The organism is Streptomyces sp. NPDC058198, assembly GCF_042882605.1.
Classification (GTDB): domain Bacteria; phylum Actinomycetota; class Actinomycetes; order Streptomycetales; family Streptomycetaceae; genus Streptomyces.
This window is the reverse complement of the sequence record NZ_JBHVVP010000003.1, coordinates 601,811-619,635: the sequence shown is the minus strand read 5'-3', so window position 1 is coordinate 619,635 and position 17,825 is coordinate 601,811. Positions and strand designations below refer to the sequence as shown.

Annotated in this window: 19 protein-coding genes; 5 read left to right on the top strand and 14 right to left on the bottom strand. The window is 70.8% G+C overall.

What is annotated here, in order from left to right:
* The first annotated feature begins 43 nt into the window (after positions 1 to 43).
* The 4 genes from ACFVWW_RS15095 (at position 44) to crcB (ACFVWW_RS15080) (ending at position 1,774) form a co-directional block, all read left to right on the top strand.
* A complete protein-coding gene (locus ACFVWW_RS15095; protein ID WP_384189413.1) occupies positions 44 to 499 on the top strand; it encodes an NUDIX hydrolase in 456 nt (151 codons plus the stop codon).
* A gap of 95 nt (positions 500 to 594) precedes the next feature.
* Positions 595 to 1,059, top strand: a complete 465-nt coding sequence (crcB, locus tag ACFVWW_RS15090; protein ID WP_386878235.1) for a fluoride efflux transporter CrcB — start codon at positions 595 to 597, stop codon at positions 1,057 to 1,059.
* Positions 1,056 to 1,403 carry a DUF190 domain-containing protein gene (locus tag ACFVWW_RS15085; RefSeq protein ID WP_386878234.1) on the top strand — a complete coding sequence of 116 codons (348 nt, stop codon included), beginning with the start codon at positions 1,056 to 1,058 and terminating at the stop codon, positions 1,401 to 1,403. The genes crcB (ACFVWW_RS15090) and ACFVWW_RS15085 overlap by 4 nt, the downstream gene beginning before the upstream one ends.
* Entirely contained in the window at positions 1,400 to 1,774 is a 375-nt protein-coding gene (gene crcB, locus ACFVWW_RS15080; RefSeq protein WP_384189419.1) for a fluoride efflux transporter CrcB, read from the top strand. The genes ACFVWW_RS15085 and crcB (ACFVWW_RS15080) overlap by 4 nt, the downstream gene beginning before the upstream one ends.
* Before the next feature lie 11 nt (positions 1,775 to 1,785).
* Here crcB (ACFVWW_RS15080) and ACFVWW_RS15075 read toward each other — a convergent pair whose 3' ends face one another.
* The 10 genes from ACFVWW_RS15075 to ACFVWW_RS15030 form a co-directional block, all read right to left on the bottom strand.
* Positions 1,786 to 2,280, bottom strand: a complete 495-nt coding sequence (locus ACFVWW_RS15075; protein ID WP_384189421.1) for an inorganic diphosphatase — start codon at positions 2,278 to 2,280, stop codon at positions 1,786 to 1,788.
* A gap of 52 nt (positions 2,281 to 2,332) precedes the next feature.
* Entirely contained in the window at positions 2,333 to 3,286 is a 954-nt protein-coding gene (locus ACFVWW_RS15070) for a CopD family protein (RefSeq protein ID WP_386878233.1), read from the bottom strand.
* A 377-nt stretch (positions 3,287 to 3,663) separates the two neighbouring features.
* Positions 3,664 to 3,879 (bottom strand): EF-hand domain-containing protein, encoded by a 216-nt coding sequence (locus tag ACFVWW_RS15065; protein WP_384181610.1) that lies wholly within the window; start codon positions 3,877 to 3,879, stop codon positions 3,664 to 3,666.
* Between the two features lie 118 nt (positions 3,880 to 3,997).
* On the bottom strand, positions 3,998 to 4,615 hold the full coding sequence (locus tag ACFVWW_RS15060) for an ADP-ribosyltransferase (RefSeq protein WP_384181608.1): 618 nt from the start codon (positions 4,613 to 4,615) through the stop codon (positions 3,998 to 4,000).
* Between the two features lie 154 nt (positions 4,616 to 4,769).
* On the bottom strand, positions 4,770 to 5,951 hold the full coding sequence (locus tag ACFVWW_RS15055) for a hypothetical protein (protein WP_384181762.1): 1,182 nt from the start codon (positions 5,949 to 5,951) through the stop codon (positions 4,770 to 4,772).
* An 8-nt stretch (positions 5,952 to 5,959) separates the two neighbouring features.
* The gene (locus tag ACFVWW_RS15050; protein WP_384181606.1) at positions 5,960 to 6,757 is read right to left on the bottom strand and encodes a polysaccharide deacetylase family protein; all 798 of its coding nucleotides are present in this window, start codon (positions 6,755 to 6,757) and stop codon (positions 5,960 to 5,962) included.
* A 356-nt stretch (positions 6,758 to 7,113) separates the two neighbouring features.
* On the bottom strand, positions 7,114 to 7,641 hold the full coding sequence (locus ACFVWW_RS15045) for an ATP-binding protein (protein ID WP_384181761.1): 528 nt from the start codon (positions 7,639 to 7,641) through the stop codon (positions 7,114 to 7,116).
* Positions 7,642 to 7,891: 250 nt separating this feature from the next.
* Positions 7,892 to 8,662, bottom strand: a complete 771-nt coding sequence (locus ACFVWW_RS15040) for an enoyl-CoA hydratase/isomerase family protein (protein WP_384181604.1) — start codon at positions 8,660 to 8,662, stop codon at positions 7,892 to 7,894.
* Between the two features lie 86 nt (positions 8,663 to 8,748).
* Positions 8,749 to 10,035, bottom strand: a complete 1,287-nt coding sequence (locus ACFVWW_RS15035) for an Ig-like domain-containing protein (protein ID WP_384181602.1) — start codon at positions 10,033 to 10,035, stop codon at positions 8,749 to 8,751.
* A gap of 206 nt (positions 10,036 to 10,241) precedes the next feature.
* On the bottom strand, positions 10,242 to 11,486 hold the full coding sequence (locus ACFVWW_RS15030) for an Ig-like domain-containing protein (protein WP_384181600.1): 1,245 nt from the start codon (positions 11,484 to 11,486) through the stop codon (positions 10,242 to 10,244).
* A gap of 149 nt (positions 11,487 to 11,635) precedes the next feature.
* On the opposite strand from ACFVWW_RS15030, the gene glgX reads away from it, so the two are divergent.
* Complete coding sequence (glgX, locus tag ACFVWW_RS15025; RefSeq protein WP_386878232.1) at positions 11,636 to 13,960, top strand: glycogen debranching protein GlgX; 2,325 nt, start codon at positions 11,636 to 11,638, stop codon at positions 13,958 to 13,960.
* Between the two features lie 52 nt (positions 13,961 to 14,012).
* On the opposite strand, the gene ACFVWW_RS15020 is transcribed toward glgX, so the two are convergent.
* From ACFVWW_RS15020 to ACFVWW_RS15005, 4 genes are all read right to left on the bottom strand, one after another.
* Complete coding sequence (locus ACFVWW_RS15020) at positions 14,013 to 14,654, bottom strand: response regulator (protein WP_386878231.1); 642 nt, start codon at positions 14,652 to 14,654, stop codon at positions 14,013 to 14,015.
* On the bottom strand, positions 14,647 to 15,900 hold the full coding sequence (locus ACFVWW_RS15015) for a sensor histidine kinase (protein ID WP_386878230.1): 1,254 nt from the start codon (positions 15,898 to 15,900) through the stop codon (positions 14,647 to 14,649). Before ACFVWW_RS15015 ends, ACFVWW_RS15020 begins: the two co-directional genes overlap by 8 nt.
* Positions 15,901 to 15,962: 62 nt before the next feature.
* Positions 15,963 to 16,706, bottom strand: coding sequence for an ABC transporter permease (locus tag ACFVWW_RS15010; protein WP_384181592.1), 744 nt, complete (start codon positions 16,704 to 16,706; stop codon positions 15,963 to 15,965).
* 1 nt (position 16,707) lies between these two features.
* A complete protein-coding gene (locus ACFVWW_RS15005; RefSeq protein WP_386878229.1) occupies positions 16,708 to 17,673 on the bottom strand; it encodes an ABC transporter ATP-binding protein in 966 nt (321 codons plus the stop codon).
* Positions 17,674 to 17,825 lie beyond the last annotated feature (152 nt).

Here is a 17,825-nt window from a genome sequence, read left to right as displayed (position 1 = left end):
GCCGATGCCGGACCTTACGCAGAGAACGGAAACGCGCTGCTCGGTGGCCGTTTTCCGTGGTGACAGCCTGCTGCTCGTACGCACCGAGGAGCACGGCTCCGACGTCTGGAAGCTGCCAGGAGGCCATGTCCGGGCGGCCGAGGGGCTGATCGCCTGCGCCCGCCGCGAGCTGCGCGAGGAGACCGGTCTGCTGGCCGAAGCGCTGCACTGCGCGTTCGTCATGGATGTGCACGACCAGGAGACCGGGCGCTACCTGGTCGAGATCGTCCTGATCCCCTCCGAATCGGTGCCCGGCGAACCCCGTCCGTGCGAGGAGGGGCGTGAGCCGTTGTTCGTACCGATGGACGATCTGCCTCGCCTCACGCTCAGGCCACCGGGCACCGCGCATCTGTACGGGCTGCGTCACCTGCACCAGCGCGAGATCGCCTACCAGGAGTCCGAGGAATCGGCTCCCCCCGCGACGCCGGCACACCGGGTCGGCCTGTATGCCGTGCCCTGAGTACCGTGGGCGGTTCGGACGCGGGGCTGTGCCGCCCGGCGAGCAGGAGAGGCGCGTGCGGGGGAAATGCGTGCGGGGGAAATGCGTGGTTCCGCATGGTGAGTGAGCCCACCGATCCCGATGTCGATCTGTCCGCGCCCGCACAGCGGCGTGAGCGGGCACGGGTGCTGTGGCCGGTGGTGGCCGTCGTCGCGCTGGGCGGCGCGATCGGTGCGGCAGCCCGGTACGGAGCCTCTCTCCTCTGGCCCACCTCCTCCGGGGGCTTTCCCTGGACGACGCTGGGCGTGAATGTCGTGGGGTGTGCGGTGATCGGCGTGTTCATGGTGGTGATCACGGACGTATGGGCGGCGCACTCCCTGGTGCGGCCGTTCTTCGGGACAGGCGTGCTGGGCGGGTTCACGACGTTCTCCACGTATGCGGCGGACATCCAGCATCTGCTGGCCACCGGACGGGCCGACGCGGGCGTGGCCTATCTGGGACTGACGCTGGTCGCGGCGCTCGCGGCCGTGTGGAGTGCGGTGTGGCTGACGCGCCGCGCGGTGGCATGGAGGCACTCATGACCAGGCTGACGGGCACGGCCCTGCGGGTGACGGTCTTCGTCGGGGAGTCGGATCTGTGGCACCACCGGCCCGTCTATACGGAGATCGTGCACCGGGCGCACAAGGCGGGGCTGGCGGGCGCGAGTGTGTTCCGCGGGATCGAGGGGTTCGGCGCGTCCTCGCTGATCCATACGCAGCGGCTGCTGTCGCTGAGCGAGGACCTGCCGGTGGCGGTCGTGATCGTGGACACCGAGGAGAAGGTCCGGGCGTTTCTGCCGCAGCTGGACGAGCTGGTCAGCGAGGGGCTGGTGATCCTGGACAACTGCGAGGTGGTCCGCCATGTCGGCCGGGAGGCGAGCGGGTGAACTGGCTGCTGGTCGTGGCCGGGGCGGCCATCGGCGCTCCCCTGCGGTATCTGACCGACCGGGCCGTGCAGCGGAGGCACGACAGCCTCTTCCCCTGGGGGACGTTCCTCGTCAATGTCGTGGGCTGTCTGGTCCTGGGGCTGCTGACCGGCGCGGTGACGGCGGGCGCGGCCTCGTCCCCGGTGCAGTTGTTCGTCGGTACGGGGCTGTGCGGCGCGCTGACGACGTACTCCACGTTCAGCTACGAGACGCTGCGGCTGGCCGAGGACGGCGCCAGGTTCTACGCCGCCGCCAATGTCGTCGCGAGCGTGGTGGCCGGGCTGGGCGCGGTCTACGTGGGCGTCACGCTCGCCGAAGCGCTGTGGTCGTGACCGGCCACCGGTCACCCGGTACGCCCGTGCGCGACGGCTCGGGCCCGGGAGGCGTCGATCTCGGCGTAGGCCTGATCGCGGCCCTCCCAGTGGGAGCCCTCCACGGATTTGCCCGGCTCCAGGTCCTTGTAGACCTCGAAGAAGTGGGTGATCTCCAGCAGGTCGAACTCGGAGACATCGGTGATGTCCTGCATGCCCGCGTGGCGGGGGTCACCGGCGGGGACGCACAGGACCTTCTCGTCCGGCCCCTTCTCATCGCTCATCATGAACATGCCGATCGCACGGCAGCTGATCGTGCAGCCGGGAAAGGTCCGTTCGCCGACCAGGACCAGGGCATCGAGAGGGTCGCCGTCCCGGCCGAGCGTGTGCTCGACATAGCCGTAGTCGGCCGGGTAGCGGGTGGCGGTGAACAGCGTCCGGTCCAGCCGGATCCGCCCCGCCTCGTGGTCCATCTCGTACTTGTTGCGTGACCCCTGCGGGATTTCCACGATCACGTCGAATGCCATGAGCGCTCCTCCTTGATCCGGGTGGGTCCAACCAGGTTCTGTCCGGCGGGGATCACTGGGTGCTGACCCAGTGCGGGTCGGGCACCACCGTCAGAATCGCCGAGACCAGGACGACCAGCGCCAGGACGGTCAGCTCGGCGCGGGCGGGGCGGCCGGCGTCCCGCCCGCCGTACAGCCGGCGTCTGGCCGCCACGGCCAGCCCGCAGGCGACCGCGACCAGCGCCAGTTTCGTGATCAGCACGCGGCCGTACGCCGTGTGGAACACGACGTCCGCGGGGAGCCTGCGCAGGGTGGAGACCGTGCCGGTGGCGGCGAGCGCGGCGACGAGCCAGCCGGCGAGCCGGGCGTAGCGGGCCAGCACCGCCCTGGCCTCGGCGGGCTCGCCCCGGCGCAGCCACATCGTGCGCAGCACGTACAGCAGACCGCCGGTCCACAGTGAGGCCGCGGTCAGATGGACGACGGTGAGCCCGGCGCCCAGCAGCGGGGTGTGCTGCTCGGGGTGCGCCCGGAGCGCCTCGGCGCCGATGACGACGGCCAGTGGCGCCAGGGCCCAGAAGGGGCGCCCCAGCGCGGCGCAACCGGCGGCCAGCAGAAAGCCGTTGGCCATGACGAGCAGCAGACGGCCCTGCACGGTGCCGTACACCGTGGTGATGTCGAGGCCGCTGATGTCCGCCAGCAGCACGATCTGCCCGGCCGAGGCGAGCGCCCCTGCGAGCGCGGCGGTGAGCGTCCAGCTGCGCGGCGCGGAGCCGGTACGGACGAGCCGGCGGGCGGCCAGCTCGCCGAGGTGCAACGCGAGAGCGGCGAAGACGGCCACGCGCAGTGCGGTGGTGGCGCCCGCGTCGGGTATTCGCAGCTCTCCGGTGCCGCGTCCGGCGATGCCCACGCCGAGCAGCGCGACGAGCACGGCGAACAGGGCGCCCCCGGCTATCAGTCCCGCCGTCAGGGCGGTCCTGCGGCCGGCGGAGCTGGACGTGTCATCGGTGTACGGACCCGGAGATATCACCGTTTGATCATCGCCACCCCGCGCGCCACGCGCCAACGCGACGTAGCGAATGGTGTATGGCCCCCGGCCAGCGGCGCGCCCCCCGGCGAGTGAGCCAAAGGGGCGCGCCGCTGTCGAAGGGAAGAACGCGCCCCCGTCTCCACGACCGCCGGCGAGTGAGCCAAAGGGGCGCGCCGCTGTCGAAAGGGAGAACGCGCACAGGCCCCGAGGAACGAGGGGCCGAGCACGATCGACCGTCGACAGGGGCATAGAGCGCCCCGGAGGCGAACCGAGCCCCAAAAAAAGAGGGGTGGCCGAGCACGGTCGACCGTCGACACCGGCATAAAGCGCCCCGGAGGCGAACCGAGCCCTTAAAAAAGAGGGGCGCGCGGCTTGTCCTATTCGCCCTTGCGCGCGGCCCAGAACTCGTCGAAGGTCAGCAGCCCGTCGCTGTTCGCGTCGTGGGCGTTGATGACGGCCTGGGCCACGGTCTCCGTCACATTGAAGTCACCGAGCTGCGCCATCGCGCTCTTGTACTCCGCCGCCGTGATGAGCCCGTCGCCGTTCGCGTCGAACCGGTCGAACGCCTTGCGCGCGTCGTCGATGTCCGCCACTGTTTCCGCCCCTTCGTGGTGCCGTATTGACGGGGTCAGATTATCCGCTGCCGCTCACCCGTACGGCGGCAGCCCGGGGCCTTGGCGGATCATGGGGCCGGGACGGGCCGACGGAGGGTCAGCCGCGCCAGGGCTCGTAGTAGGGGTTGTCCACGCACTGCGACATGATCTCGGTCTTCTTCTGCTTGTCGACCGGGCAGACACCGACGATGTACCGGCGGGCGATACCGCCGGGGAAGGCGACCTCTTCCTGGTCGGCCCACTTGTGGGTGTTCCCGATCGTCTTGTTGACGTCGACGCCGCCGGGGGCGTCGACGTAGTAGTTGTAGCCGCTCTTGTACCACTGCTTGTACAGATCGTGGTCGTACGTGGTGGAGACGTACGGCGAGGGCTGGTTCACCAGGACGTACTTCTCGATGTCGTACTGGCCGTCCAGCGTGGCCTTGGGGTGGAACCCCTCCTTGAAGACGATCTCGGGCGCACGGCTGTCGGCGCGGTAGAGCTGCCGGCAGTTGGTGCGCCAGGAGGGCGTCGGGGTGATCCGGGCCACGTCGGCCCTGCGGTCCGCCGCGGCGGACAGCGGGTCGGTGACGACGGGACAGCGTTCGGCGGCCTTGGGGGCGGCCACCGCCACGGGGGCCGCGGGCGCGGCCTCGGTGGCGGAGACCGGGACCAGGAGGGCGGCGACGGACAGGGCGACGGCCGCGGCCCGCCGCCGCAAGCGAGAGGTGATCATGAGGAGCACCCTCCCGGCTGTACGGCGGCGGGCCGTGGACCGTCACCCGAACGGGGGCGTGTCAGCCGCTGATGTTGCCCCCGGCCAGCCCGCCAACGGGCAGGCCGGGGGCAACATCGGAGCGCCGGCAACAGCGCCGACATCAGGGCCCGCGTCAGCGGAAGATTCCCGTGTGCCCCAGCGAGTAGCGGCCGGGCTGCGGATAGACCGCGAGTCCGTGCGGACCGCTGCCGACCGGGATCCGGGCCAGCAGTGCGCCGGTGCGGGTGTCGATCGCGTACACCTCGGCGTTGTAACGCCCGGACAGCCAGAGGACCTTGCCGTCCGCCGAGACCCCGCCCATGTCGGGGCTGCCGCCGTTCGGCAGCTGCCACTTCTTGGTCAGCCGGTTCTGCGCGAAGTCGAAGACGGAGATGGAGCCCTCACCCCGGTTGGGGATGTACATCTCCCTGGAGTCGCGGCTGATGTAGAGGCCGTGGGTGCCCTTGCCGGTGAGCAGCAGCTTGGGCGTGGTGAACTTCTTGCCGTCCAGCACCCATACGCCGTGGGCCATCATGTCGGCGACATAGAACGTCTTGCCGTCGGGCGAGATCTTCACGTCCTGCGGCATGGCGCCGTCGAAGGGCAGTTTCTGCTGGCCGATGACCTTCATCCGCTCCGTGTCGACCTTGAGGAGTTCGCCGGAGAACTCGCAGGAGACGATGAAGTAGCGGCCGTCCGCGGAGAAGTCGGCGTGGTTGACGCCCGCGCAGGTGACGGGCTCGGTCTTCACCACCCGCATGGTGTGCGGGTCGCGGAAGACCAGCTCACGGTCGAGTGAGGCCATGACGATCGCGTACTTGCCGTTGGGCGTGAAGTAGAGGTTGTACGGGTCGTGTACGTCGACCGGCTCGCCGGCCTTGCCCGTGGCGGGGTCGATCGGGGTGAGCGTATGGCCGCGGTTGTTGTTGACCCAGAGGGTCTTCAGATCCCAGGAGGGCACGACGTGCTGCGGCTGTGTGTCGACCGGGATGGTCTCGATGACTTTGTACGTCTTCGGGTCGATGACCGAGACCGTGTCGGAGTTGGTGTTGGGGACGTACACCCGGTTGAGGAAGCCCTTCACGACGGGCGACATCATGCCGGGCCGGTCCGCGGCGTAGATGTCCTTGGGGTTCCGCACCGGCGGCATGCCCGGCAGCCCGGGCGGCGGGGCCGGTTTGGAGACGACGGGCCGCGCGGCGGCCGTGGTGGCGGTCGTCCCGGTCCGCGCGGTGTCGGGCCCACCGCAGCCCGCGAGCAGGGCGAGGGCGGCGGTCGCCAGCAGGGCGGTGGTCCGTGTGGTGAGGGGAAGCATCCGGTACATCAGGTCAGCAGCTCCGTGGTCGTCACCGCGCGCAGGCCGCGGCGTTTCAGTGCGTCGAGGAGGGCGGGCAGCGCGGCGACCGTGTCCGCGTAGCCGAAGTGCAGACTCACCACCGATCCGTTACGGATCTGTCCGGTGACGGTACTGGTGACGGCCGCGGCGCCGGGCGAGGTGAAGTCGAGCGAGTCGACGTCGTACGAGAGGACGTGCGGGTAGCCGGCCCGCTGCGCCAGCCGCTGGACGAGCGGGGTGGCGTGCTGGGTCCGGGAGGGCCGGAACCAGGTGCCGATGGAGCCGGTGAGACGCCGCAGCCGCTGAGCACAACCGGTGATCTCCGCGTACGCCTCCGCCTCGTCCATCGTGGAGATGTCGGTGTGGTGCAGCGTGTGGTTGCCGAGATCGTGGCCGCCGTCGAGGATCCGGCGGGCGAGGGCCGGGTTCTCGTCGAGCCAGCCGCCCACGGCGAGGACCGTGATGCGGGCCCCGGCGCGTTCCGCCTCGGCCAGCACGGCGGTGGCGGTGGCGGGGTCGCCCTGGCCGTGGAAGGTGAGCGCGACCCGGGCGGCGCCGCGCGGCCCGCTCACGATCTCGGCGGGCTGCCCGGGGAACCGCCGGGGGGCGGGAGCGGTACGGGCGCCGGGCCGTGCCCCACTGGGGGTGGGGCCGCGGGGCGGTACGGACGACGCTGCGGGAACGGGCGCGGCGGGAGCGCCGTCCGTACAGCCGGTGGCGAGGGCGCCTGTGACGGCCGCGCCGACTGCTGCGCGCAGAGCATTGCGACGGTCGATCGGATTCACGCCCCCATTTAAGGGGGGAGAAGGGCGAAAGGTGACGATTGACCCGGTCCGGGGACTTTGCGGGTCGCCCCTCAGGCGAGCCCTGCCACCGAATTGATCAATGAATCATCCCCGGAACCTTCCATTCACTCAATAATTACCAGGCGAGTGGCGCAGTTCACCGAGGATTCCTCTGGAAAACTTTGGCTTCACACCCACCCGTCTGTCATAGTCGAAGAAACGACCTCCATTGACCCGGGCCAGGTCGCCGCACACCAGCCGTGGATACACCCCCTCATCCACGGCGCCTCACAGAAGCCCCTCGGTGCCGCACCCCGGCCGCCCGGGGGCTTCTGTGCGTCGAACGCCGGGGAGACTCACGGCGCCTGACGGTCGGTGACCCGCATCTCGAACCAGGTCGTCTTGCCGCGCGGCAGCAGATCCACGCCCCACCGGTCGGAGAGCCGGTCGACGAGGTAGAGCCCACGGCCGCTGGTGTCCATCTCACGCACCGGCATCAGACACGGCAGCCCGCGACTGGGGTCGCGCACCTCGATCCTGATCCAGCCGCGGCGGCGCAGCATCCGTAACCCGAAGACCCGCGCCCCGGTGTGCCGTACGGCGTTTCCGACGAGTTCCGAGACGAGCAGGACCGCGTACTCCGCGGTCTGCGGCGAGAGCGCCCACTGACGCAGCACCACGCACTGGGTGATCCGGCGGGCGGCCAAGGCGGATTCGGGGCGGGAGGGCAGCTGGACTTCCTCATCCGTCGGATCGCCGAACAGTTCCACCGCTCTGAGCGCCTGCTCGTCCTCTTCGACGGACGGCGTCCACCGCGCAGCGGCCGCGTTAGCGCGCTGCCGCGGTTGCTCCACACCCTCCAGGCCCGCCATGGGCACCATCATGGCCGCCGCGCGCGCCCTCCGGGGCCGTTCCGGAGTAATCAGCCCCCCGGAACGGGTCATTCCGGGGGGCGTGAATGGCATATGACTCTGGCAGTATGCCTGCCCGGTCTCCCACTTGACCTGCGATAACGTTCCGCGTTCGGATGATCGCCAAGAGCGATCACGGCGATTATCTTAAGGTTCTCTTAAGGTTGTGTCAGGCCGTGCGCCAGGTTGACGCGGCGGTCCCTCCGGCCAACAGGGGTTGCCATCAGAGGAATTCGGCCTTGCCGGGACCGTCCTCCACGAAGGAGCGCATGCCGCGCTCCCGGTCCTCGGTGGCGAACAGACCCGCGAACCAGGTGCGCTCGATGGCGAGTCCGGTCTCCAGGTCCGTCTCCAGACCGGCGTCCACCGACTCCTTGGCGGCCCGCAGCGCGAGCGCGGGGCCCTTGGCCAGCTTCGCGGCCCAGGCGTGCGCCTGCTCGTACACCTCCGCCGCCGGGACCACCCGGTCGACCAGGCCGATCGCCAGCGCCTCGTCCGCCTTCACCTGACGGCCCGTGAAGATGAGGTCCTTGGCCCGGGAAGGACCGATCAGCCGGGCGAGCCGCTGGGTGCCGCCGGCGCCCGGGATCAGTCCCAGCAGGATTTCGGGCTGGCCCAGCTTGGCGTTGTCCCCGGCGATCCGGAAGTCGGCGCAGAGGGCCAACTCGCAGCCGCCGCCCAGCGCGTATCCGGTGACCGCCGCGACGACGGGCTTGGGGATACGGGCCACGGCGGTGAACGACTCCTGGAGCGCCCGGGAGCGTACGACCATCCCCGCGTGGTCGACGCCCCGCATCTCCTTGATGTCGGCGCCGGCCGCGAAGACCTTCTCGCCGCCGTACAGGATCACGGAGCGTACGTCGTCACGCCGGCCCGCCTCCTCGGCCAGCTCGCGCAGCTGGTCCTGGATGGAGGTGTCCAGAGCGTTCATCGGGGGGCGGTCGAGCCGGATCGTACCGACGCCGCCGGAGACTTCGAGGTTCACGGTTGCCATATGGACGAGGTTAACCGTCGCTAACGCAGAAGGACCCGGCGCACTCGATCACTGTGCGCCGGGTCCGTCCGTCGGTCGGTCAGGTGTTACTCGGTCCACTCCGCCCAGGACATGTTCCAGCCGTTCAGGCCGTTGTCCGGGGCGATCTGCTTGTCCTTGGAGTTCTTCACGATCACCACGTCGCCGATGATCGAGGAGTTGAAGAACCAGGCCGACTGGGAGCCGTTGTCGCCGCCGCCGCGGATGTCCCGCAGGCCCACACAGCCGTGGCTGACGTTCGCCGAGCCGAAGGTGCTCGGGGGCGCCCAGTAGTTGCCGTGGACGAAGGTGCCCGAGGTGGACAGGCGCATCGCGTGCGGCACGTCCTTGATGTCGTACTCACCGCCGAAGCCGACCGTCGCGCCGTTCATGCGGGTCACCTCGTACTTCTCACTGATGACCATCTGACCGTTGTACGTGGTGGTCGACGGGGCGCCCGCGGTGATCGGGATGTTCTTGATCTGCTTGCCGTCCCGCACGACCTTCATCGTGTGGGCGCTCGCGTCGACGGTGGAGACCTGGCTGCGGCCGACGGTGAAGGACATTGACTTGGCCTGCTTGCCGTACACCCCGGGGCGGCCCTCGACGCCGTCCAGGTTGAGCTTGACGGTCACCTTCGTGCCCGCCGCCCAGTACTGCTCGGGCCGGAAGTCGAGCCGGTCGTTGCCGAACCAGTGGCCCTCGATCGGCACGGCCGGCTCGGCCGTGACCGTGATCGCCTTCTCCACGGCCTCGGGCTCGGTGATGCCCCGGGTGAAGTTGATCGAGACCGGCATACCGACACCGACGGTCGAACCGTCCTCCGGCGTGTACTGGCCGATGAAGGTGTTCTGCGGGACGAGCGTGGTGAAGGCGATGTCCTTGGCGGACTCCCGTCCTTCGTCGTCCTTGGCGATGGCGTGCACCTTGTACTTGGTGGCACCGGCCAGATGCTGCAGCGGCTCCCAACTGGCGCCGTCGGCGGCCAGCTTGCCCTCGACCGGGCTGCCCTTGTCGTCCTTGACCGTGACCGTGGTCAGCTTGCCCTTGGCCGCGGAGACCTTGAGGGCGCCGGTGGTGGCGACCCCCTTCGCCCCGTCCTTCGGTGCGATCGTCACGACCGCCACGGAGGCGGCGTTCTCGACCTTCGCCGCGCCCTTGCCGCCGTTCTTGTCACCGCTCCCGGCGCCGGAGTCCCCGCCCCCGCCGCCACACGCGGTGACGGCCAGGAGCAGCGCCCCCAGCATCAGGGCCAGCGGCCCCGTCCCCCCGCGTCCCCTCCGTCGTACCGGTCCCCGGCCCTGCGGCCCCCGGCCCGACCCGGCCGATGTCCCCGATATCGGCAGCCCGTTCACTATGGTCGTCTCCCCTCGCGCGGCCTGGCCCCGCCACGGCCCGCACTCCCACGCGTTGAGTCCACGCGCACGGCAAAAGATAATCACACCAGGGGCGTTGCGGAGATCTCGCGCATGTCACCATTCCGTCCCAACAGGGACGTGACGGTGCAGGTCATACGGGCCGCGCGGGGCGGCGCGAGGGGATCGGAGGAGTCCGGAACAGCTCAGCTCACGGCCGAACCGGCCTTCCATGTCGGCCAGTCCAGGTTCCAGCCGCTGAGGCCGTTGTCCGGGGAGACCGTACGGTCGAGGGAGTTGACGACTTCCACCACGTCACCGACCAGGGTCCGTTCGAAGAACCAGCCGGCCGGGGTGTCCGATCCGCCGCCCTTGATGTCACGCAGCCCGACACAGCCGTGGCTGACGTTCGCCGTGCCGAACGTGTCCGCCGACGCCCAGTAGTTGCCGTGCAGGAAGGTCCCCGAGGTGGTCAGCCGTACCGCGTGCGGCACGTCCGGGATGTCGTACTCCCCGCCGAAGCCGACCGTCCTGCCGTCCATGCGGGTGACGTCGTACAGCTCCGAGACCACCATCTTCCCGTTGTACGTGGTGTTCTCCGGGGCGCCCGCGGTGATCGGCAGCGTCGAGACCAGCTCGCCGTCCTGCCGTACCTCCATGGTGTGCGCGGCGGCGTCGACCAGGGAGACCTGGGAGCGGCCGACCGTGAAGCGGACGGTCTTCCGCTGGATGCCGAACACCCCCGGAGCCGCCTCGACGTCCCGCAGTCCCACCTCGATCGTGACCTTGGTGCCCGGCTTCCAGTACGCCTCCGGCCGGAGGTCGAGACGCTTGTCGCCGAACCAGTGTCCCGCGACCTCCACCCGCGGCACCGAGGTGACCTTGATGGCACGCTCGACGGCGGCGCGGTCCTGGATCTGCCGGTTGAAGTCGAAGGAGACGATCATGCCGGTGCCGACGGTGGCGCGGTTCTCCGGAGCGAAGTAGCCGATGAACCGGTCCTTGGGGACGGCCGTCATGAAGGTGGTGTGGCGGGCCGAGCGGCGGCCCTGCGCGTCCACGGCCACCGCGTCGATCGTGTATTTGGCGGCCAGCGTGACCCGCGCGCCGCGCGCCGGTGTCCAGGAGCGGCCGTCCTTGGAGATCTGTCCCAGCAGCTCGGTGGGTTGCGCGTCCTCGATCTGCATCACCGTGACCCGCTCCAGTCGTCCGTCGGGCACCTTCACCTCGATTCGGTCAGTCAGGCCGATTCCCTTCGCGCCGTTGTCCGGGGTGATCCGGATCGTGTCCCCCGGAGCGCGTGACGTGCCCTTCGTGAACGACTTTTTCCCGGTGTCCCCGGAGTCGTCCCCGCCGGTGCATCCCGCCAGTCCGGCCAGCCCTGCCATCAGTCCTGCCCATGTCAGGGCCGCGGCGATGCCCGTCCCTGTCCGCTTCAGTACGTGTCTCACGCCCGCCCAACGACCACCCCCCTCCCGGGGAAACGTGAAGGCGGCCCCTCTTGCGGGAAGAACACGGGGAAGGACCACGCGAGGAGAGCCACGGCCGGGACGCCGTGCGCACCGATCCGCGAGGCCGACGAGCCGCGGGAGGCCGGACGGTGGCGAGCGCAGCCGAGCAGCGGGCAGTGCAGCAGGCGGTGGAGGAGGCGGCGCGGGAAGCGGCGGAGGGGACGGCCGAGGAAGGGCGGCGAATGGTACGGAACAGACGGACCGGCGCACTCCCCTCGGCCGCGGGCAACGGCCGCCGCCGGGAGCCCGGCGCTGTCAGGCTCCCCGTGTGGCCGGGGGCGCCGACCCCGCTGGGGGCCCGCTACCGGGTCGGCCCCGACGGGGTGGCGGGGACCAATTTCGCTCTCTGGGCGGGCGGCGCCGAGGCGGTCCAGGTGTGTCTGTTCGACGACAACGGCGCCGAGACCCGGCTGTCGCTGACCGAGCTGACGCATCAGATCTGGCACGGCTTCGTGCCGGACGTCCAGCCGGGGCAGCGGTACGGCTTCCGGGTGCACGGCCGCTGGGATCCCTGGACGGGCGCCCGCTGGAATCCGGCGAAGCTGCTGCTCGATCCGTACGCCCGTGCGATCGACGGGGACTTCCGGCTGCCGCCCGAGGTCTACGGCCATGTGCGTGACTGGCCGCAGCGTCAGGTCGCGGACACCGTGCGTGACGACCGGGACTCGGCTCCGTACGTCCCCAAGGGGGTCGTCGTCCACGACGACGCGCCCGACGACGAATGGGCCGACGACCGGCGGCCCAAGACGCCCTGGGCCGACTCGGTCATCTACGAACTGCATGTGCGGGGCTTCACCAAGCTCCATCCGGGGATCCCGGAGCAGCTGCGCGGCACGTACGCGGGCCTCGCGCACCCGGCGGCGATCGGCCATCTGCGGCGGCTCGGGGTGACGGCGGTCGAGCTGCTCCCGGTGCACCAGTTCGCGCACGAGGACCATCTGCTGCGGCGGGGGCTGCACAACTACTGGGGCTACAACTCCCTCGGCTACTTCGCGCCGCACGCCGGCTACGCGGCGGGCGGCACCCGGGGACAGCAGGTCGAGGAGTTCAAGCAGATGGTGCGCGCCCTGCACGCGGCGGGGATCGAGGTCATCCTCGATGTGGTCTACAACCACACAGCCGAGGCCGGGGAGCTGGGCCCGACCCTCTCCCTGCGCGGGATCGACAACCGCGGTTACTACCGTCTCCCGGCCGACGCCCGCCGGTACACCGACTACACCGGCTGTGGGAACACCCTCCATGTGGTCCAGCCCCATGTGCTGCGGCTGATCACCGATTCGCTGCGCTACTGGGTCACCGAGATGGGTGTCGACGGCTTCCGCTTCGATCTGGCGGCGGCGCTGGCCCGCTCCATGCACGACGTCGACATGCTCTCGCCGTTCCTCGCCGTGATCGCCCAGGACCCGGTGCTGCGCCGGGTGAAGCTGATCGCCGAGCCGTGGGACGTGGGCGACGGCGGCTATCAGGTGGGGGCGTTCCCGCCGCTCTGGACGGAGTGGAACGACCGCTACCGCGACGCCGTACGGGACTTCTGGCGCGGCGCCCTGCCGGATGTCCGGGACCTCGGCTACCGGCTGTCCGGGTCGAGCGATCTGTACGCCTGGGGCGGGCGGCGGCCGTACGCCTCCGTCAACTTCGTCACCGCGCACGACGGATTCACGCTGCGCGACCTGGTCTCGTACGAGCAGAAGTACAACGAGGCCAACGGCGAGGACAATCGGGACGGGACGAACGACAACCGCGCCTGGAACTGCGGGGTGGAGGGCGAGACGGACGACGCCGAGGTCAACGCCCTGCGGCGGCGCCAGCAGCGCAATCTGCTCACCACGCTCCTGCTGTCGACCGGGGTACCGATGCTGGTGGCGGGCGACGAGATGGGCCGTACGCAGGGCGGCAACAACAACGCGTACTGCCAGGACAACGAGGTGAGCTGGCTCGACTGGTCGCTGCTGGAGCGGCCGGACACGCGCGGGCTCCACCAGCTCACCGTCCGGCTGCTCGCCCTGCGCAACGCCCATCCCGTGCTGCGCCGCCGCGCCTTCTTCTCCGGCCGGCCGCAGACGGCCGACGGGCTGCGGGACCTGGCGTGGTTCACCCCGCACGGCGCGGAGATGACGGAGCAGGACTGGTACGCGCCGGCGTCGACGCTCGGGCTCTTCCTGTCGGGGCGGGACATCCCGGGGCGGGACGCGCGCGGGGAGAAGATCACGGACGACAGTTTCCTGACGGTCCTGCACGCGGCGGACCGGCCGGTGGACTTCGTACTGCCGGGGCCGCCGTGGGCGGAGGCGTACGAGCTGGTGGTCGACACCTCACGGGAGGACCAGACCCGGGCGCCGGGGACGGTGCACGTCGGCGGGGCGAGGGTGCGGGTGCCGGAGCGGGCGGTGCTGCTGTTCAAGGTCCGTGCGTGAGCGCTGCCGACGCGGGGCGGGGCGGCGGGGCCGGCTTGGGTACGGGGCGGTGTCAGCCGAGGATGCCCCGCTCGTACGCCACCGCGACCGCCGCCGCACGGTCCTTGACGCCGAGCTTGGCGTAGAGGTGCGTGAGATGGGTCTTCACCGTCGCCTCGCTGATGAACAGTTCGACGGCGATCTCGCGGTTCGAGGTGCCCTTGGCGACCAGCGCGAGGACCTCGCGCTCGCGCGCGGACAACGGCTCCCGGCCCGCGGCGGCCGGGGTCCGCACCCGGGAGACCAGCCGGGAGGCGACCGCCGGCGAGAGCACCGTACGGCCCTCGGCGGCCGCCCGTACCGCCGTGAACAGCTCCTCGCGCGGCGCGTCCTTGAGGAGGTAGCCGGTGGCGCCCGCCTCGATCGCGGGCAGCGTGTCGGAGTCGGTGTCGTACGTGGTGAGGACGAGCACCTTGGAACGGGCGCCGCGGCGGGTCAGTTCGGCAATCGCGTCGACCCCGCCGCCGCCCGGCATCCGCAGGTCCATCAGGACGACATCGGGGTCGAGCCGGGTGGCGAGTTCGACGCCCTCGACTCCGTCGGCGGCCTCGCCGAGCACCTCGAAGCCGGGCGAGGAGTCGAACATGCCGCGCAGACCGTCCCGTACGACGGGATGGTCGTCGACGACGATCAGGGTGATGGTCCGGTCAGCCATGGCGGACCAACGGTACGCGAGCCGAGACGGCCGTGCCCCGGCCTTCCCCGGACTCGACGGTGACGGTGCCCGCGATGCGCTCGGCGCGGGCGCGCATGCCGGCCAGGCCGAAGCCGCCGGTGCCGGAGCGCGGGGGCAGGGCGACCGGGTCGAAGCCGCGGCCGTCGTCCCGGACGTCCAGGCTGATCTCGTCGCCCATGTAGGAGAGGGTGACGCCGGCCCGGGTGGCCCGCGCGTGCCGGGCGGTGTTGGCCAGGGCCTCCTGGGCGATACGGAGCAGGGTCGCCGCGACCTCGTCGTGCAGGGGCTCCTCCGTACCGGTGACGGTGAACCGTGCCCGCAGGCCCGCGTGGTCGGCCCAGGCGGCGACCGTCTTCCTGAGCGCCACGGGGAGCGCGTCGTTCTCCAGCTCGGCCGGGCTGAGGTTCTGCACCGACCTGCGTGCCTGGCCGAGGCTGTGCCTGGCGAGAGCGGCGGCGCGCTCCAGATGTTCGCGGGCGAGCGCGCCGTCGGGGGCACCCGACACCACCTGGAGCTGGGCGATGATGCCGGTCAGGCCCTGCGCGATGGTGTCGTGGATCTCGGCGGCGAGCCGGCGGCGCTCGTCGGCGACACCCGCCTCCCTCGCCTGGACGAGGAGCTGGGCGTGGAGCCCGGCGTTCTCCGCGAGGGCCTGTTCCAGCCGGGCGTTGGCGCGCTCCAGCTCGGCCATGGTGGCCGCCTTCTCCCTGGCGGCCTCGGCCTCCCTGATCGCGAGGTGGGCGAAGATGAGGGTCAGGAATCCGTTGAGGGCGAAGAGACCTCCGAAGAGGGTCCAGCCGACGACCCCTTGGGGCGGCAGGCCACCGGCCTGCGATCCCGCCATGGTCACCGCGGTGACGATCAGTCCTGGTCTGACGGCGCGTTTCGGCAGCAGCCGCTCGGAGTCGAAGTAACCGAGGACCGCGTAGACGGCGAACAAGGGGTTGAGCCAGGTGAGCGCGAACGCGAGCGCGGTCCGCACGCCGTAGTAGATCCGGCCGGGTACGGCATGCCCGGGCTGCCCGCACCCGGCCCGGCCCCACCACAGCTGGAGGGCGGCCGCGGCCAGGACGAGCGCCCCGGCCGCGTAGATCGCGGCGCGGCTCATCTCCAGGCTGCCGGCGGTCGCGGCCGCGATCAGGGTGGCGAGGGCCAGCAGGGCGTACGGGCCCCAGCGGTAGAACTGCTCCCAGCGCTCTTCGACGGAGACGGAGCTGCCCGGCACGGCCGTGGTCCGTCCCCGTGTCGGGCCGCCGCGCCCGGTCTCCGGCCGCCCGGAGACCCGGCTCACTCCCACCGGAACCAGCGGGCCGCGGCCCAGGTCAGCAGGACCGCCCACAGCGCCGTCACCCCGAGGTGGTCCCAGCCCGGCCAGCCGCCGCGCATCGCCTGGTCGAGCGCCTCGGAGGCGGCGCCGAAGGAGGTGAACTCCACGATGTGCCGAAGGCTCTCGGGCATCGTCTGCACCGGCAGCCAGACGCCCGCGGTGAACATCGCGGGGAAGAAGACGACCGAGCCGATGGCGCCGGCGATCTTCTGGGTCCGGGAAATGGCGGAGACCGTGGCGCCGAGCGCGAGGGCGCTCGCCGTCGTCAGGACCAGGGCCAGGGCGTATCCGGCGGGCTGCGCCGGCAGCCGTACGTCGAAGGCGAACCGGCCCACGGCGATCACGAGCACGGCCGAGCAGAGGGCGGACACGCCGTGCAGGGTGAGCTGGGCGGTGATCAGGGAGGCGGGCCGTACCGGCGTGGTCGACATCCGGCGCAGGATGCCGCGCTCCCGGTAGCCGGTGAGGACCGGGGGCATCGCCTGGATCCCGGCCGTGATCAGTGCGAGCAGGACGGCGATGGGGACATAGAGATCGATGACCCGGCGGCCGCCGAGGGCGGCGTCGGCTTCCCGGAAGGTCGGGATCAGCCCGAGGATCGTCATCAGGAGCGTCGGGAACAGGATGACCCAGAAGAGGCTTCCGGGCTCGCGCAGGAAGAGCCGTGCCTCGGTCCTGAGGACGGCGGTGGACGCGGAGGCCATCTCAGACCCTCTCTTCCGGCTGGTGGGTGTCGGTCCCGGTTTCGGCCGCGGGACCGCTCTCGGTCGCGGTCGGGGTCTCGGTCAGGTCGAGGAACGCGTCGTCCAGCGTGGCTTCGGTGACCCGGAGCTGGTGGGCGGTGACGCGGTGGCGGACGAGCAGGGAGATCACCGCGTTGACGGTCTCGTCCGTACCGTTGATCACGACGCGGTCGCCCTTGGTCTCCACCGACGCGGCCTGCGGCAGCCCGGCGAGTTCCTGGTCGTCGAGCGGCCGCGAGGGCGTGAAGGAGATGACGGTGGAGGCGGTCGACCTGCCGATCAGCCCGGCCGGGGAGTCGAGCGCGGCGACCTTGCCCTTGTCGATCACGGCGATACGGTCGCAGAGCCGCTGCGCCTCCTCCATGAAGTGGGTGACGAGCAGCACCGTCACGCCGGAGTCCCGTATCTCCTCGATCAGGCTCCAGGTGTCCCGGCGGGCGCGCGGGTCGAGTCCGGTGGTCAGCTCGTCGAGTACGACGACACGCGGGTTGCCGATCAGGGCGAGCGCGATGAACAGCCGCTGCTTCTGGCCGCCGGACAGCTTCGCGAACCGCGTCGTGAGCTTCGGGGCGAGCCCGAGACGCTCGGCGAGCGGCCGCCAGTCGGCGGGCGTCGGGTAGAACGCGGCGTACAGCTCCAGCGCCTCCCGCACGGTCAGTTTGGGCTGCAGCTCGCTCTCCTGGAGCTGGGCGCCGAGAATCCGCGTCACCCGCTCGTGGTCGGCGACCGGATCGAGCCCCGCCACCCGGACCGTACCGGCGTCGGGGATCCGCAGCCCCTCGACGCATTCGACGGTCGTCGTCTTGCCCGCGCCGTTGGGGCCGAGGATTCCGAAGATCTCGCCCTCCTCGACGGCGAAGGACACCCCGTCCACGGCGGCCGTGGCGCCGTAGGCCTTGCGCAGGCCGGTCACTTCGATAATCGCCATGCGCCGAGGGTCGCACCCGCCGGGAGCGAGGAACATCCGCCGTCACGCTCGACCGCGCATCAGCCGATCGGTTGATGCGGTGGTACGACCCGGTGACCATGACGGCGACCGGCGGAAAATCACATGGGCGATGTCAGTGGCAAACCGTAGGC